Source organism: Escherichia sp. E3659 (assembly GCF_005781135.1).
In the GTDB taxonomy this organism is placed as follows: domain Bacteria; phylum Pseudomonadota; class Gammaproteobacteria; order Enterobacterales; family Enterobacteriaceae; genus Escherichia.
Map to the genome: position 1 here is coordinate 177,483 of NZ_VATQ01000002.1, position 14,898 is coordinate 192,380.

At 49.9% G+C, this 14,898-nt stretch carries 17 protein-coding genes and 1 other annotated feature; of the genes, 7 read left to right on the forward strand and 10 right to left on the reverse strand.

All coding sequences use genetic code 11. The features are described 5' to 3' along the window. Positions 1 to 95: 95 nt before the first annotated feature. The 8 genes from ihfA to thrS all read right to left on the reverse strand — a co-directional run bounded on the left by ihfA (position 96) and on the right by thrS (position 7,410). On the reverse strand, positions 96 to 395 hold the full coding sequence (ihfA, locus tag FEK47_RS01550) for an integration host factor subunit alpha (RefSeq protein WP_002440155.1): 300 nt from the start codon (positions 393 to 395) through the stop codon (positions 96 to 98). Between the two features lie 4 nt (positions 396 to 399). Continuing rightward, positions 400 to 2,787, reverse strand: coding sequence for a phenylalanine--tRNA ligase subunit beta (gene pheT / locus FEK47_RS01555; protein WP_135487707.1), 2,388 nt, complete (start codon positions 2,785 to 2,787; stop codon positions 400 to 402). 14 nt (positions 2,788 to 2,801) lie between these two features. Further along, positions 2,802 to 3,785, reverse strand: coding sequence for a phenylalanine--tRNA ligase subunit alpha (pheS, locus tag FEK47_RS01560; RefSeq protein WP_000018588.1), 984 nt, complete (start codon positions 3,783 to 3,785; stop codon positions 2,802 to 2,804). A 209-nt stretch (positions 3,786 to 3,994) separates the two neighbouring features. Further along, positions 3,995 to 4,119 (reverse strand) — a sequence feature (Phe leader region). After that, positions 4,069 to 4,113, reverse strand: coding sequence for a pheST operon leader peptide PheM (gene pheM, locus FEK47_RS01565; RefSeq protein WP_001386830.1), 45 nt, complete (start codon positions 4,111 to 4,113; stop codon positions 4,069 to 4,071). Its footprint overlaps the feature before it by 45 nt. A 116-nt stretch (positions 4,120 to 4,235) precedes the next feature. Next, the gene (gene rplT / locus FEK47_RS01570) at positions 4,236 to 4,592 is read right to left on the reverse strand and encodes a 50S ribosomal protein L20 (RefSeq protein ID WP_000124850.1); all 357 of its coding nucleotides are present in this window, start codon (positions 4,590 to 4,592) and stop codon (positions 4,236 to 4,238) included. A gap of 53 nt (positions 4,593 to 4,645) precedes the next feature. Then, entirely contained in the window at positions 4,646 to 4,843 is a 198-nt protein-coding gene (gene rpmI, locus FEK47_RS01575) for a 50S ribosomal protein L35 (RefSeq protein WP_001124225.1), read from the reverse strand. A 92-nt stretch (positions 4,844 to 4,935) separates the two neighbouring features. Continuing rightward, complete coding sequence (gene infC, locus FEK47_RS01580) at positions 4,936 to 5,478, reverse strand: translation initiation factor IF-3 (protein ID WP_001700733.1); 543 nt, start codon at positions 5,476 to 5,478, stop codon at positions 4,936 to 4,938. Positions 5,479 to 5,481: 3 nt separating this feature from the next. Beyond that, entirely contained in the window at positions 5,482 to 7,410 is a 1,929-nt protein-coding gene (gene thrS, locus FEK47_RS01585; RefSeq protein ID WP_130208286.1) for a threonine--tRNA ligase, read from the reverse strand. A 301-nt stretch (positions 7,411 to 7,711) separates the two neighbouring features. Here thrS and yniD point away from each other — a divergent pair, with 301 nt between their 5' ends. After that, entirely contained in the window at positions 7,712 to 7,819 is a 108-nt protein-coding gene (gene yniD, locus FEK47_RS01590; RefSeq protein WP_064529152.1) for a small membrane protein YniD, read from the forward strand. A 60-nt stretch (positions 7,820 to 7,879) separates the two neighbouring features. On the opposite strand, the gene FEK47_RS01595 is transcribed toward yniD, so the two are convergent. Next, entirely contained in the window at positions 7,880 to 8,638 is a 759-nt protein-coding gene (locus FEK47_RS01595; RefSeq protein ID WP_130218891.1) for a YdiY family protein, read from the reverse strand. A gap of 286 nt (positions 8,639 to 8,924) precedes the next feature. Here FEK47_RS01595 and pfkB point away from each other — a divergent pair, with 286 nt between their 5' ends. The 3 genes from pfkB to FEK47_RS01610 all read left to right on the forward strand — a co-directional run bounded on the left by pfkB (position 8,925) and on the right by FEK47_RS01610 (position 11,208). After that, positions 8,925 to 9,854, forward strand: a complete 930-nt coding sequence (gene pfkB / locus FEK47_RS01600; protein WP_130208719.1) for a 6-phosphofructokinase II — start codon at positions 8,925 to 8,927, stop codon at positions 9,852 to 9,854. A gap of 101 nt (positions 9,855 to 9,955) precedes the next feature. Next, positions 9,956 to 10,243: a type V toxin-antitoxin system endoribonuclease antitoxin GhoS gene (ghoS, locus tag FEK47_RS01605; RefSeq protein WP_130218889.1), complete on the forward strand. Its 288-nt coding sequence runs from the start codon at positions 9,956 to 9,958 to the stop codon at positions 10,241 to 10,243. A 104-nt stretch (positions 10,244 to 10,347) separates the two neighbouring features. Beyond that, the gene (locus FEK47_RS01610; protein WP_130257723.1) at positions 10,348 to 11,208 is read left to right on the forward strand and encodes a fructosamine kinase family protein; all 861 of its coding nucleotides are present in this window, start codon (positions 10,348 to 10,350) and stop codon (positions 11,206 to 11,208) included. A gap of 40 nt (positions 11,209 to 11,248) precedes the next feature. Here the strand turns inward: FEK47_RS01610 and FEK47_RS01615 are convergent, their stop codons facing one another. Next, a complete protein-coding gene (locus FEK47_RS01615) occupies positions 11,249 to 11,785 on the reverse strand; it encodes a YniB family protein (RefSeq protein WP_130218885.1) in 537 nt (178 codons plus the stop codon). A 146-nt stretch (positions 11,786 to 11,931) separates the two neighbouring features. Between FEK47_RS01615 and hxpB the strand changes: the two genes are divergently transcribed. The 3 genes from hxpB (at position 11,932) to tcyP (ending at position 14,876) form a co-directional block, all read left to right on the forward strand. After that, on the forward strand, positions 11,932 to 12,600 hold the full coding sequence (gene hxpB / locus FEK47_RS01620; RefSeq protein ID WP_135487706.1) for a hexitol phosphatase HxpB: 669 nt from the start codon (positions 11,932 to 11,934) through the stop codon (positions 12,598 to 12,600). A 161-nt stretch (positions 12,601 to 12,761) separates the two neighbouring features. After that, positions 12,762 to 13,352 carry a metal-dependent hydrolase gene (locus FEK47_RS01625; RefSeq protein WP_064529159.1) on the forward strand — a complete coding sequence of 197 codons (591 nt, stop codon included), beginning with the start codon at positions 12,762 to 12,764 and terminating at the stop codon, positions 13,350 to 13,352. Between the two features lie 132 nt (positions 13,353 to 13,484). Beyond that, a complete protein-coding gene (gene tcyP / locus FEK47_RS01630; protein ID WP_064529160.1) occupies positions 13,485 to 14,876 on the forward strand; it encodes a cystine/sulfocysteine:cation symporter in 1,392 nt (463 codons plus the stop codon). Positions 14,877 to 14,898: the final 22 nt, after the last annotated feature.

Below are 14,898 nucleotides of genomic sequence, written 5' to 3' on the forward strand. Positions count from 1 at the left end.
CCGTTCTGCTGAAGTGTCATTCCGTTGATTTTACGGTGACTCTTCGACAGTGAAAAGAAAAAAGGCCGCAGAGCGGCCTTTTTAGTTAGATCAGATTACTCGTCTTTGGGTGTGGCGTTTTCGACCCGGCTTTTTAACTTCTGTCCGGGTCTGAAGGTCACCACGCGCCGTGCTGTAATGGGAATATCCTCGCCCGTTTTCGGGTTACGTCCCGGGCGTTGATTCTTATCACGCAGATCGAAGTTACCAAAACCAGAGAGTTTCACCTGCTCGCCGTTTTCCAGAGCGCGACGGATCTCTTCGAAAAACAGTTCAACCAGTTCTTTGGCATCCCGCTTGCTAAGCCCAAGCTTATCAAACAGATATTCTGACATTTCAGCTTTTGTAAGCGCCATAGGTTCAATCCCTCAATGATGCCTGGAATCGCTCTTTTAATGCCTCTACACATTTGGCGACGGTAGCGGCAATCTCCTCTTCTTCGAGTGTACGGCTGGTATCTTGCAGGATCAGGCTTATGGCGAGGCTCTTATACCCCTCCGCAACACCCTTACCGCGGTACACGTCAAATAAGTTTACGCCAACTACCTGATTTACGCCAACTTTCTTACATTCGGATAAAATATCCGCTGCGGGAACGTTTTCTGCGACCACCACCGCGATGTCACGACGGTTCGCCGGGAAGCGAGAAATCTCGCGCGCCTGAGGCACCACGCGGTCTGCGAGCTTGTTCCACTCCAGTTCGAACACCAGAGTGCGACCGTTAAGATCCAGTTTACGTTCCAGTTCAGGATGAACAACCCCAACAAAACCAATACGTTCACCTTTCAGATAAATCGCTGCGGATTGCCCCGGATGCAGTGCCGGATTCGCTTCTGCACGGAACTCAACCTCATTCAGTTTACCGGTCAGGTCGAGAACGGATTCAAGATCGCCTTTCAAATCATAGAAATCAACGGTCTCTTTTGCCAGGTTCCAGTGCTCTTCGTAACGGTTACCGCAAATCACACCGGCTAACATCAGATCCTGACGAATGCCCAACGGTGCCTGAGTATCTGGTACGAAACGCAGGCCGCTTTCGAAAATGCGCACACGGTTCTGCTGACGGTTCTGGTTGTACACCACGGTTGCCAGCAGGCCGGTCCACAGAGAAAGACGCATTGCTGACATTTCAACAGAGATCGGGCTTGGCAGCAGTAAGGCTTCAACGCCTGGATGGATCATCTGCTGCACTTTCGGATCAACGAAGCTGTAGGTGATCACTTCCTGATAGCCTTTGTCGTTGAGCAGCGTTTTCACGCGCTTGAGCGACAGGTCAGCTTCACGGTGAGTACCCATAATCAGGCTTGCCTGTACCGGCTCATCCGGGATGTTGTTGTAGCCGTAAACACGCGCGACTTCTTCGACCAGATCTTCTTCAATCTCCATATCGAAACGCCAGCTCGGCGCAACTGCCTGCCACTCGTCTTTGCCTTCGGTCACTTCGCAGCCGAGACGACGCAGAATGTCAGTTACCTGCTCATCCGCAATATGATGGCCGATCAGGCGATCCAGTTTGCTACGACGTAAAGTGATGGTTGCACGCTTCGGCAGCGTTGCTTCGCTGGTGATATCAATTACCGGACCAGCCTCACCACCGCAGATGTCGATCAGCAGACGGGTCGCACGTTCCATCGCTTTGTGCTGCAGTGCCGGATCAACGCCACGCTCATAACGGTGAGACGCATCAGTATGCAGGCCATGACGACGAGCACGACCGGTGATTGATAGCGGGCTGAAGAAAGCGCATTCCAGCAGGACGTTTTGCGTTTCGTCATTCACGCCAGAGTGTTCGCCACCAAAGATACCGCCCATCGCCAGCGCCTTGTTGTGGTCGGCGATGACCAGGGTGTCAGCGTTCAGCTTCGCTTCGGTACCGTCGAGCAGTACCAGCGTTTCGCCCTCTTTCGCCATCCGCACCACAATGCCGCCTTCAATGCGATCTTTGTCGAAAGCGTGCATCGGCTGGCCCAGTTCAAGCAGCACATAGTTGGTGACGTCAACGACTGCATCGATAGAACGAATCCCGCAACGACGCAGTTTTTCTTTCATCCACAGCGGAGTTGGCGCTTTAACGTTAATGCCTTTTACTACGCGGCCAAGATAACGCGGGCAGGCTTCCGGTGCCTCTACCGCAATCGGCAGCGTGTCATCGATGGTTGCACCAACCGGGACAATTTCCGGTTCAACCAGTGGAAGCTGGTTCAGCACGGCAACATCACGCGCTACGCCGATAATGCCTAAGCAGTCTGCACGGTTTGGCGTCACACTGATTTCGATGGTGTTGTCATCAAGTTTCAGGTATTCACGGATGTCGGTGCCAATTGGCGCATCCGCAGGCAGTTCGATAATACCGTTATGATCGTCAGAAATACCCAGCTCAGAGAAGGAGCACAGCATCCCTTCAGACGGTTCACCGCGCAGTTTCGCGGCTTTAATTTTGAAATCGCCCGGCAGTACAGCACCAATAGTTGCTACCGCCACACGCAGGCCCTGACGACAGTTTGGCGCGCCGCAGACGATGTCCAGCAGGCGATCACCACCGATGTTGACTTTGGTCACTCGCAGTTTGTCAGCATTCGGATGCTGCGCACATTCAACCACTTCACCAACGACCACGCCGTGGAAGCTACCGGCAACCGGTTCTACACCGTCAACTTCCAGGCCCGCCATCGTGATTTGATTCGCCAGCGCATCACTATCAATCGCCGGGTTCACCCATTCGCGTAACCACAGTTCACTGAATTTCATAATCTATTCCTGCCTTATTTAAACTGTTTGAGGAAACGCAGATCGTTTTCGAAGAATGAACGCAGGTCGGTGACGCCGTAACGCAACATGGTCAGACGCTCCATCCCCATACCGAAGGCGAAACCGGAGTAAACTTCCGGATCGATGCCAACATTACGCAGCACGTTCGGATGCACCATCCCGCAGCCCAGCACTTCCAGCCATTTACCGTTTTTACCCATGACGTCCACTTCTGCAGACGGTTCGGTGAACGGGAAGTAGGAAGGACGGAAGCGAATCTGCAAATCTTCCTCAAAGAAGTTACGCAGGAAGTCGTGCAGCGTGCCTTTCAGGTTGGTAAAGCTGATGTTGGTATCAACAATCAGACCTTCCATCTGATGGAACATCGGCGTGTGAGTCTGGTCGTAGTCGTTACGATAAACACGGCCAGGCGCGATGATACGAATCGGTGGCTGCTGGGCTTTCATGGTGCGGATCTGTACGCCAGAGGTCTGGGTACGCAGCAGGCGGGTAGCGTCAAACCAGAAAGTGTCGTGGTCAGCGCGCGCCGGGTGGTGACCAGGAATGTTCAGAGCATCGAAGTTATGATAATCGTCTTCGATTTCCGGCCCGGTTGCCACGGTAAAGCCAAGCTCACCGAAGAAACTTTCGATACGGTCGATGGTACGGGTAACCGGATGCAGACCGCCGTTTTCGATACGACGACCTGGCAGGGAAACATCAATAGTTTCTGCAGCCAGACGCGCATTCAGCGCTGCGCTTTCCAGTTCGGCTTTACGCGCATTCAGCGCCTGCTGAACTTGCTCTTTCGCTTCGTTGATAACCGCACCAGCTGCCGGACGCTCTTCTGGCGGCAGCTCACGCAGGGTCGTCATCTGAAGGGTTAAGTGCCCTTTTTTACCCAAATATTCGACGCGCACATTGTCTAACGCGGCAACATCTGACGCCTGGCTAATGGCCGCCTTCGCACTGGCAACCAGTTCTGCGAGATGTGACATGGTTTTCCTCATTGTGTCAGTGGTGACACTGGTTCGTTGGACTTAGAGCCTATCCCATCAGGCTATTTTACTTGCCATTTTGGTCCCGGGCAGTGCTCGAAATCCTCACGTACTTAAGTACGCTCCGGTTTCTCCGCGCTGACCGTGTCCAGACTGGCTGCGACAATTACGCCTGATGAGACAGGCTTTTTATTTTTCAAAACGCGCATACAAAAAAAGCCTCCACTGGGAGGCTTTCAGGCGCTGTTTTCCGTTTCTCTTCTCACGCGCTAGCCTCCTGGAGTCAGGTGCTAAAGTAAAAAAAGAAGCGGAAAATAGCAGCATTCATTGCTTGCGTTACCTTTTGGTACTTTTCAAAAGACCTTTATTGAAAAGGCTACGGCGATAAAAGTCAATGTTTTGATGGCGTTGAAACGAAAAGAGGGAGACTAGCTCCCTCTTTCAACTGGCTTATGCCAGAGCTGCTTTCGCTTTTTCAACCAGAGCGGTGAACGCTACTTTGTCGAATACTGCGATATCAGCCAGGATCTTACGGTCGATTTCAACAGAGGCTTTTTTCAGGCCATTGATGAATTTGCTGTAAGAAATACCGTTCTGACGTGCTGCTGCGTTGATACGCGCAATCCACAGTTGACGGAACTGACGCTTACGTTGACGACGGTCACGGTAAGCATACTGACCAGCTTTGATAACAGCCTGGAAGGCAACGCGGTATACGCGAGAACGCGCACCGTAGTAGCCTTTAGCTTGTTTCAAAATTTTCTTGTGACGTGCGCGTGCAATAACACCACGTTTTACGCGAGCCATATGTGCTCTCCTGTATCTATATTCTAATTAAAAAGTTAATAAACGTTAACGGCTTATGCGTACGGCAGGCACGCGATTACCAGGCCCAGATCGCCTTTGGAAACCATGGCTTTCGGACGCAGGTGACGTTTACGTTTGGTCGCTTTTTTGGTCAGAATGTGACGCAGGTTAGCGTGCTTGTGCTTAAAACCACCTTTACCGGTTTTTTTGAAGCGCTTAGCAGCACCGCGTACGGTCTTAATTTTTGGCATTTTAATAACTTCCACTTCGCATTGTTGATAAACAGAAACAAAGGCGAATCACCCTGTGAGCCGAGGCCCACAGGAATGATTACTTGATGGCCTTACTGTTTCTTCTTAGGAGCGAGCACCATGATCATCTGGCGGCCTTCGATCTTCGTTGGGAAGGATTCGACCACTGCCAGTTCTTGCAAATCGTCTTTCACGCGATTAAGCACTTCCATACCGATTTGCTGGTGCGCCATCTCACGACCGCGGAAACGCAGCGTGATTTTGGCTTTATCACCCTCTTCGAGAAAGCGAATCAGGCTGCGGAGTTTTACCTGATAGTCGCCTTCATCTGTACCAGGACGGAATTTAATTTCCTTAACCTGGATAACTTTTTGCTTTTTCTTCTGTTCCTTAGAAGACTTGCTCTTTTCATAGAGGAATTTGCCGTAATCCATTATACGACAAACCGGCGGCTCGGCGTTAGGGCTGATCTCGACTAAGTCTACTCCGGCTTCTTCAGCTTTCTCCAGAGCTTCTCTCAGACTCACAATACCAAGCTGCTCGCCTTCCAAACCTGTTAAGCGAACTTCCTGGGCGCGAATTTCGCCATTGATACGGTTAGGACGCGCCGTTTGAACTCGTTTTCCGCCTTTAATACCTTATTCCTCCAATTGTTTAAGACTGCGGCTGCGAATCTCTTGTTGCAGCTTCTCGATCACTTCATTTACGTCCATGCTTCCCAGGTCTTTACCACGGCGGGTGCGAACGGCAACTTTGCCAGATTCCACCTCTTTATCACCACAGACCAGCATATATGGGACGCGACGCAAAGTGTGCTCGCGGATTTTAAAGCCAATCTTCTCATTTCTCAAGTCTGCTTTAACACGAATGCCCGCATTTGATAGTTTTTGCGTCAATTCGTTAACGTATTCAGACTGTGAATCCGTAATGTTCATGATAACAACCTGAACCGGCGCAAGCCAGGTCGGGAAGAAACCAGCGAACTCTTCGGTCAGGATACCGATGAAACGTTCCATCGACCCAAGAATTGCACGGTGAATCATTACCGGAACCTTACGCTCGTTGTCTTCGCCTACATAGGAAGCGCTCAGACGAGACGGTAAGGAGAAGTCCAGCTGTACTGTACCGCACTGCCATGCACGATCGAGGCAGTCATACAGGGTAAATTCAATTTTCGGACCGTAGAACGCGCCTTCACCCAGTTGATACTCAAACGGGATGTTGTTTTCTTCCAGCGCAACTGCCAGGTCCGCCTCAGCACGATCCCACATTTCGTCACTGCCAATACGTTTTTCAGGACGAGTGGAAAGCTTGACCACGATCTTCTCGAAGCCAAAAGTGCTGTACATATCATAGACTAAACGGATACATCCGTTAACTTCATCGCGAATTTGTTCTTCAGTACAGAAGATATGCGCGTCATCCTGGGTAAAACCACGCACGCGCATCAGGCCGTGAAGGGATCCTGACGGCTCGTTACGGTGGCAGCTACCGAACTCGGCCATACGCAGCGGCAGATCGCGATACGACTTCAGCCCCTGGTTAAAGATTTGTACGTGACCCGGACAGTTCATCGGCTTAATGCAGTATTCACGGTTCTCAGAAGAGGTGGTGAACATTGCATCTTTATAGTTTTCCCAGTGACCGGTTTTTTCCCACAGGACGCGGTCCATCATAAACGGACCTTTAACTTCCTGATACTGGTACTCTTTCAGTTTAGAACGAACGAACACTTCCAGTTCACGGAAGATGGTCCAGCCGTCATTGTGCCAGAACACCATACCCGGCGCTTCTTCCTGCATATGGTACAGGTCGAGCTGTTTACCGATTTTACGGTGGTCGCGTTTAGCGGCTTCTTCCAGACGCTGCAGGTACGCGTTGAGGGCTTTTTTATCTGCCCACGCAGTACCATAAATACGTTGCAACATTTTGTTGTTGCTGTCGCCGCGCCAGTAGGCCCCTGCCGTTTTCATCAGTTTGAAATGGTGGCAGAAACGCATATTCGGTACGTGCGGACCGCGGCACATATCGACATATTCTTCGTGGAAATAGAGGCCAGGCTGGTCATCATGGGCGATGTTTTCGTCCAGGATGGAGACTTTATAGCTCTCGCCGCGTTTAACGAAAGTTTCACGCGCTTCGTGCCAGCTGACTTTCTTCTTAATGACGTCGTAGTTTTTCTCAGCAAGCTCATGCATCCGCTTCTCGAGTGCTTCGACATCTTCCTGAGTTAACGTGCGGTCAAGATCAACGTCGTAATAGAAACCGTTGTCAATAACCGGGCCGATTGCCATTTTGGTATGCGGCCAAAGTTGTTTAATTGCGTGCCCTAACAGGTGCGCACAGGAGTGACGAATGATCTCCAGACCTTCTTCGTCTTTAGCGGTAATGATCGCCAGTTTAGCGTCGTTTTCAATCAAATCGCACGCATCTACCAGTTCGCCATTAACGCGCCCTGCGATACAGGCTTTCGCCAGACCTGGACCAATGTCCAGCGCAACATCCATGGGGCTTACAGCGTGGTCGTAATGGCGTTGGCTGCCATCAGGAAGAGTAATAACAGGCATGTTATATCCTTATTTGCAGTGGTGACCCACACGAAAGATCACATACAAAGATTCATATGAAATTTATCAAAAAGGTTTGAGCTGATTCCCGCTTCACTCTGCGAAATATGTCACAGCATGCTGATTGGCGATGCCAGACCTACACCCACTTTCTGATAATACCGCTTGGCAGTTTACACGGTAATTGTTATCGGGCAAAGCGACAATCATCATGTTCGATATGATATAAATCAATACAGGCAACACCTGACCCTTTTGTTACACTCGATTATTGAAGACTGGAAATCCCCTGGAAAAACGCATGCCGACAAAACGTTTCAACAAAAAACACTGGAAGATGGTGGTAGTCCTGCTGTCTATTTGCGGCGCGATGCTGTTGCTACGCTGGGCAGCGATGATTTGGGGCTGAATGGTGATGCGCTATCAACAAACAATGCAGCCAGACCGCATAACACGGTCCGGCACATTATTACATCCTGTAGCCCAGCGATAACGTGGTGCGGCGATCGGTATGTTCTGGCGCAGACTCAGGCGGTTCAGAGTTCCATGTAACGTTGTAGGCCACCTTCAGACCAAAATGTTCATTGATGGCAACATTTAATGCGCTTTCCGAGTTCAGCGTAGTGTCTTCAGCACCAAAAACCGATACACCCTGGGTAAATTTAGCGTTGTCGGTCAACTGCCATGCATAAGCTCCGGAGGCATACCCCAGCGGCTGCGTTTTACTGGCATTATCGGTATATTTGTCGTAACGCACGCCAGGGCCGAATTCAAAACGGAAGCTGTGTACCGGGCCATTTAAAAACTGGCGACCATAACCCGCAGTCAATACATCTCGTTCCCGATAACCGTTATAACGGTCTGTCAGCCAACTTGCCTGACCAAACAGATAATCATAATCAGTTAAATTAAAACGGCTACGACCACCTACTGCATATTTTTCCGAAGAACGCTCATCATTAGAAGAAGTATTGCTGGCATTTCCCCACAGCGACCAGGCAGTCGTCTGCCCATACCAGGTCATGGTGGTATCAGCCGTCAGTGAGGAACTTTTCGTGTTGCCTGATTGTGCAAGATAACCTGCGTTCAGATTACCTTCGAAAGGTTTTTTTGCGCTGGCAGGATCGTCCATGACAGTAAAAACGGAATCATCGGCAGTTGCAGTCAGAGACGCAAACATACCCCCCGCCAACATAACGATGGCAGGAACTGTCTTCAAAAGCTTCATTTATTAAAAGTCCGTACAACAAAAAAAGAGACCATCGCGGTCCCGGAAACTTTCTTAAGGATCAAAGAGTAGCGTCCCTGGAAAGGTGACAAATTATAAAAAGGAGTGAAAAACTTAGCAATGACTTCTTATTTCATTTTTTGAATAAGCGCGTTGCGAAAACAGATATTTATTTATATATCTTTACCTTATTAATTCTATATAAATATCTAATAAATCATATTGTTAATTCCTTCACTTTCCACTGATTCAGTGCCAGACTGAAATCAGCCTATAGGAGGAAATGATGGTACGTATCTATACGTTGACACTTGCGCCCTCTCTCGATAGCGCAACAATTACCCCGCAAATTTACCCCGAAGGAAAACTGCGCTGTACTGCCCCCGTGTTTGAACCTGGTGGCGGCGGTATTAATGTCGCTCGCGCTATTGCTCATCTGGGCGGGAGCGCGACGGCTATATTCCCGGCCGGTGGCGCGACCGGGGAACATCTCGTCGCTCTGCTGGCCGATGAAAATGTCCCTGTTGCCACTGTCGAAGCGAAGGACTGGACCCGCCAGAATCTGCATGTACATGTGGAATCCAGCGGGGAGCAGTATCGCTTTGTCATGCCCGGAGCAGCTTTAAGCGAAGATGAATTTCGTCAACTTGAAGAACAAGTTCTGGAAATCGAGTCAGGGGCTATTCTGGTTATTAGTGGAAGCCTGCCACCAGGCGTGAAACTGGAAAAGTTAACGCAGCTTATTTCTGCTGCGCAAAAACAAGGAATACGCTGCATCGTCGACAGTTCCGGCGAAGCCTTAAGCGCAGCACTGGCGATTGGCAATATCGAGTTAGTTAAACCTAACCAAAAAGAACTCAGCGCACTGGTAGGTCGCGAACTCACCCAACCCGATGATGTGCGTAAAGCCGCGCAGGAAATTGTTAATAGTGGTAAGGCCAAACGGGTCGTCGTTTCCCTTGGTCCACAAGGAGCGTTGGGGGTAGATAGCGAAAACTGCATTCAGGTAGTGCCACCACCGCTAAAAAGCCAAAGTACCGTCGGTGCTGGCGACAGTATGGTAGGGGCTATGACGCTGAAGCTGGCAGAAAATGCCTCGCTTGATGAAATGGTTCGTTTTGGCGTCGCTGCCGGTAGTGCCGCAACACTCAATCAGGGAACACGCCTGTGCTCCCATGACGATACACAAAAAATTTACGCTTACCTTTCCCGCTAATCGAGACATTCCCCCATCGGTTGGGGGAATCACCACAAACCTGTCGGCAACGCGTTTCTGCGACTATGCTAAAAAATCACGTGATAACAAAGAGGTGAATTATGGCCGGTGGCGATCTTGTCCGTTATGTCATTACCGTCATGTTGCATGAAGATACATTAACTGAAATTAATGAGTTAAATAACTTTCTGACACGCGATGGCTTTTCACTGACCATGACTGACGATGATGGGAATATCCATGAACTAGGGACGAATACCTTTGGACTTATCAGTACGCAAAACGAAGATGAGATAAGAGAACTCGTTGCCGGGCTCGCCCAGAGCGCTACAGGCAAAGACCCCGAGATAAGGATCACCACCTGGGAGGAATGGAATAGCAACAAATAAAGATTTTTGGGCAATAATCAGTCTGTGGTGTGCGTTAGCTCGTGTTTTTACACCTTATTCTTGCGCTAACCTTATGATCTGGCAGACAGCATGGGAGAGACATCATGTGGCAGGTAATCAGTCGTCTTTTGAGCGAGCAGTTAGGTGAAGGCGAAATCGAACTGCGTAATGAACTGCCTGGCGGGGAAGTCCATGCCGCATGGCATTTGCGCTATGCAGGACGTGACTTTTTCGTCAAATGTGATGAAAGAGAATTGCTTCCCGGTTTCACCGCCGAAGCCGACCAACTGGAGTTATTGTCTCGCAGTAAAACCGTCACCGTACCCAGGGTGTGGGCAGTTGGCGCTGACCGTGACTACAGTTTTCTGGTGATGGATTATCTCCCTCCCCGGCCGTTGGATGCACATAACGCCTTTATTTTAGGGCAGCAAATTGCGCATCTACATCAATGGAGTGACCAGCCACAATTTGGCCTCGATTTCGACAACGCCCTTTCTACTACCCCTCAACCCAATACCTGGCAACGCCGCTGGTCAACGTTTTTTGCTGAACAACGGATTGGCTGGCAACTGGAGCTGGCAGCAGAAAAAGGGATAGCCTTCGGCAATATCGACGCCATCGTCGAGCATATCCAGCAGCGCCTGGCCTCACATCAGCCGCAACCATCACTGTTACACGGCGATCTATGGTCAGGGAATTGTGCGCTAGGTCCGAATGGTCCGTATATTTTCGACCCTGCTTGTTACTGGGGCGACAGAGAGTGCGATCTGGCGATGTTGCCGCTACATACCGAACAGCCTCCGCAAATCTATGATGGTTATCAATCAGTTTCACCGCTACCGATCGATTTCCTCGAACGCCAACCGATTTACCAGCTTTACACTTTGCTAAACCGTGCAAGGTTGTTTGGTGGTCAACATCTGGTTATTGCTCAACAATCATTGGATAGATTGTTAGCCGCGTGACGGGAGTCGATGATAATGGCCGCACCGCGCGGCCTTTGTATTAAATGAAACCGAGCAGAGAAAAGAACACGTATCCCGCAGCAATACAAATGACCGGCAGGATATAGAGTGAAAAAAACTGCGTGAAGATAGTATGGCGTGGAACGACAATGCGCGACTCGATCTGTTCACGCGTTAACCCCTCTTCCCCTTTAGCCTTCTCCAGAATGAGTTGATCTTCAACGCCTTCGCGCAAGAAGCGCGTCTGACGACTCATGCGTGCTCCAGAGTCTTGCAACGCCAGCCCGACAAAAATCAGGATAAAGATCACCCAGAACATAACGTTCACACCACCATTAAAATTGGGCGTCGGCGAGTTATACCAGAACAGATTCAAAAAAGGCGTATTCGCCTGCATCATATCGATCATGACATGGGCAAAGTCGAGCATTACCGCATTAATGCCTTCCTGGGTTTCTTGCCGGGTATTCATAAACTTCAGCAAGGAAATCAACGTGGAAACAAGTGTTGGTATAAAAATCACCCAACCGAAAATCCTTTTCAAAATAGCAATGCGTCCAGCTTGTTGATACGTCATGAGTTCTCCTTGATTAAGACGCGTCGATTCACTTAGTTTACCTGTAGATATCTGTTTTCGCCCATTCTTTAAAGGCGATATGATAGGCGCTTAATCATAAGCACAGCTTAATACCTTACACATAATGCTCTAAAGGAGAGGTTGTAATGTCAACCCCACGACAGATTCTTGCTGCAATTTTTGATATGGATGGATTACTTATCGATTCCGAACCATTGTGGGATCGGGCCGAACTGGATGTGATGGCAAGCCTGGGGGTGGACATCTCCCGTCGTAATGAGCTACCGGACACCTTAGGTTTACGCATCGATATGGTGGTTGATCTGTGGTATGCCCGGCAACCGTGGAATGGACCGAGTCGTCAGGAAGTGGTCGATCGGGTAATTGCCCGTGCCATTTCGCTGGTTGAAGAGACGCGTCCATTACTGCCTGGCGTGCGTGAAGCCGTTGCTTTATGTAAAGCGCAGGGCATATTGGTTGGACTGGCTTCAGCGTCACCGCTGCATATGCTTGAAAAAGTGCTGGCCATGTTTGACCTACGTGACAGTTTCGATGCCCTCGCCTCCGCCGAAAAATTGCCTTATAGCAAGCCACATCCGCAGGTTTATCTCGACTGCGCAGCAAAACTGGGCGTTGACCCAATCGCCTGCGTGGCGCTGGAAGATTCTGTTAATGGCATGATCGCCTCGAAGGCAGCACGAATGCGCTCCATCGTCGTTCCAGCACCAGAAGCGCAAAATGATCCCCGTTTTGTGTTGGCGAATGTAAAACTTTCATCCTTGACCGAACTCACCGCGAAAGACCTCCTCGGTTAATAAAAAGGGGCGTGGTGACACGGCCCCTGGTTGCTTATCTGAAATCACGTTCAACTGATGATTTTATCATCAAATTATGATGAAGAGTTACACCGTCACCACTTCCGCGCACTGTATAAAAACCCTATACTGTACGTATCGACAGTTTAGTGAGTTTTATCATGACGGCGGAAGGTCACCTCCTCTTTTCTATTGCTTGTGCGGTGTTTGCTAAAAATGCCGAGCTTACACCCGTGCTGGCACAGGGTGACTGGTGGCATATTGTCCCTTCCGCAATATTAACTTGTCTGTTACCGGATATTGACCATCCAAAGTCGTTTCTTGGGCAGCGATTAAAGTGGATATCAAAACCCATTGCCCGCGCTTTTGGTCACCGTGGCTTTACCCACAGTCTGCTGGCGGTGTTTGCTCTACTGGCGACTTTTTATCTGAAAGTTCCGGAAAGCTGGTTTATTCCGGCTGATGCTCTGCAAGGTATGGTTCTCGGTTATTTGAGTCATATTCTTGCTGATATGCTGACCCCCGCTGGCGTTCCCCTACTCTGGCCGTGCCGATGGCGTTTCCGTCTGCCAATTCTGGTTCCACAAAAAGGCAACCAGTTAGAACGTTTTCTCTGCATGGCGTTGTTTGTCTGGTCAGTGTGGATGCCCCATTCACTGCCCGAAAACAGTGCCGTGCGTTGGTCATCGCAAATGATTAATACCTTGCAGATCGAGTTTCATCGCCTTATTAAGCATCAGGTTGAATACTAAAAAAACAAAAATCGCTTTTCTGGAATAAGCCATTCCATTTGAATATAAGAGCCAGCTCACAGTTCTGTTAATCTTGCTTCAACACTATGGCTACTGCGTAGCGATAGAAATAATAAGATCAGGAGAACGGGGATGAACTTTCCATTAATTGCGAACATCATAGTGTTCGTTGTGCTGCTGTTTGCGCTGGCCCAAACCCGCCACAAACAGTGGAGTCTGGCCAAAAAAGTGCTGGTAGGTCTGGTGATGGGTGTGGTTTTTGGCCTTGCCCTACATACCATTTATGGTTCTGACAGCCAGGTACTTAAAGATTCTGTTCAGTGGTTTAACATTGTCGGTAACGGCTATGTTCAGCTACTGCAAATGATCGTCATGCCGCTGGTATTTGCCTCCATTTTAAGTGCGGTTGCCCGTCTGCATAACGCGTCTCAACTAGGAAAAATCAGTTTTCTGACCATCGGTACGCTTTTGTTTACCACGCTGATTGCGGCGCTGGTCGGAGTGCTGGTCACCAACCTGTTTGGTTTGACGGCTGAGGGGCTGGTTCAGGGTGGTGCAGAAACTGCGCGTCTGAACGCTATCGAAAGCAACTATGTCGGTAAAGTCTCTGACCTGAGCGTTCCGCAGCTTGTCTTGTCCTTTATCCCGAAAAACCCGTTTGCAGATCTGACCGGCGCCAATCCGACGTCAATTATCAGCGTGGTAATTTTTGCGGCTTTCCTGGGCGTTGCAGCACTGAAACTGCTGAAAGATGATGCGCCGAAAGGTGAACGAGTCTTAACCGCTATCGATACGCTGCAAAGCTGGGTGATGAAACTGGTTCGCCTGGTCATGCAACTGACGCCATACGGCGTTCTGGCACTGATGACCAAAGTCGTTGCTGGTTCCAACCTGCAAGACATCATTAAACTGGGTAGCTTCGTTGTCGCGTCCTACCTCGGTCTTATCATTATGTTTGCAGTGCATGGCATTCTGCTGGGCATTAATGGCGTAAGCCCGCTGAAATACTTCCGTAAAGTATGGCCAGTGCTGACGTTTGCCTTCACCAGTCGCTCCAGTGCTGCGTCTATTCCGCTGAATGTAGAAGCACAAACGCGTCGTCTGGGTGTTCCTGAATCCATCGCCAGTTTCGCCGCCTCTTTCGGCGCGACCATTGGTCAAAACGGCTGCGCCGGGCTGTATCCGGCAATGCTGGCAGTGATGGTTGCGCCTACGGTTGGCATTAATCCGCTGGACCCAATGTGGATTGCGACACTCGTTGGTATCGTCACTGTGAGTTCAGCAGGTGTTGCAGGCGTTGGTGGCGGTGCAACATTCGCCGCACTGATTGTACTCCCTGCAATGGGCTTGCCGGTAACGCTGGTGGCATTGTTAATTTCCGTTGAACCACTTATCGATATGGGCCGTACGGCACTGAACGTCAGCGGTTCTATGACCGCAGGTACACTGACCAGCCAGTGGCTGAAGCAGACCGATAAATCCATTCTGGATAGCGAAGATGACGCCGAACTGGCTCACCGTTAACCCTGGCTTATAACGCAAAACG

Excerpts from the sequence above, each read along its gene's own strand:
- tcyP (WP_064529160.1), top strand. The coding sequence starts at position 13,485 with ATGAACTTTCCATTAATTGCGAACATCATAGTGTTCGTTGTGCTGCTG.
- thrS (WP_130208286.1), bottom strand. The coding sequence starts at position 7,410 with ATGCCTGTTATTACTCTTCCTGATGGCAGCCAACGCCATTACGACCAC.
- FEK47_RS01595 (WP_130218891.1), bottom strand. The coding sequence starts at position 8,638 with ATGAAGCTTTTGAAGACAGTTCCTGCCATCGTTATGTTGGCGGGGGGT.
- FEK47_RS01610 (WP_130257723.1), top strand. The coding sequence starts at position 10,348 with ATGTGGCAGGTAATCAGTCGTCTTTTGAGCGAGCAGTTAGGTGAAGGC.
- ihfA (WP_002440155.1), bottom strand. The coding sequence starts at position 395 with ATGGCGCTTACAAAAGCTGAAATGTCAGAATATCTGTTTGATAAGCTT.
- rpmI (WP_001124225.1), bottom strand. The coding sequence starts at position 4,843 with ATGCCAAAAATTAAGACCGTACGCGGTGCTGCTAAGCGCTTCAAAAAA.
- pheT (WP_135487707.1), bottom strand. The coding sequence starts at position 2,787 with ATGAAATTCAGTGAACTGTGGTTACGCGAATGGGTGAACCCGGCGATT.
- pfkB (WP_130208719.1), top strand. The coding sequence starts at position 8,925 with ATGGTACGTATCTATACGTTGACACTTGCGCCCTCTCTCGATAGCGCA.
- pheS (WP_000018588.1), bottom strand. The coding sequence starts at position 3,785 with ATGTCACATCTCGCAGAACTGGTTGCCAGTGCGAAGGCGGCCATTAGC.
- yniD (WP_064529152.1), top strand. The coding sequence starts at position 7,712 with ATGCCGACAAAACGTTTCAACAAAAAACACTGGAAGATGGTGGTAGTC.
- FEK47_RS01625 (WP_064529159.1), top strand. The coding sequence starts at position 12,762 with ATGACGGCGGAAGGTCACCTCCTCTTTTCTATTGCTTGTGCGGTGTTT.
- hxpB (WP_135487706.1), top strand. The coding sequence starts at position 11,932 with ATGTCAACCCCACGACAGATTCTTGCTGCAATTTTTGATATGGATGGA.
- ghoS (WP_130218889.1), top strand. The coding sequence starts at position 9,956 with ATGGCCGGTGGCGATCTTGTCCGTTATGTCATTACCGTCATGTTGCAT.
- rplT (WP_000124850.1), bottom strand. The coding sequence starts at position 4,592 with ATGGCTCGCGTAAAACGTGGTGTTATTGCACGCGCACGTCACAAGAAA.
- FEK47_RS01615 (WP_130218885.1), bottom strand. The coding sequence starts at position 11,785 with ATGACGTATCAACAAGCTGGACGCATTGCTATTTTGAAAAGGATTTTC.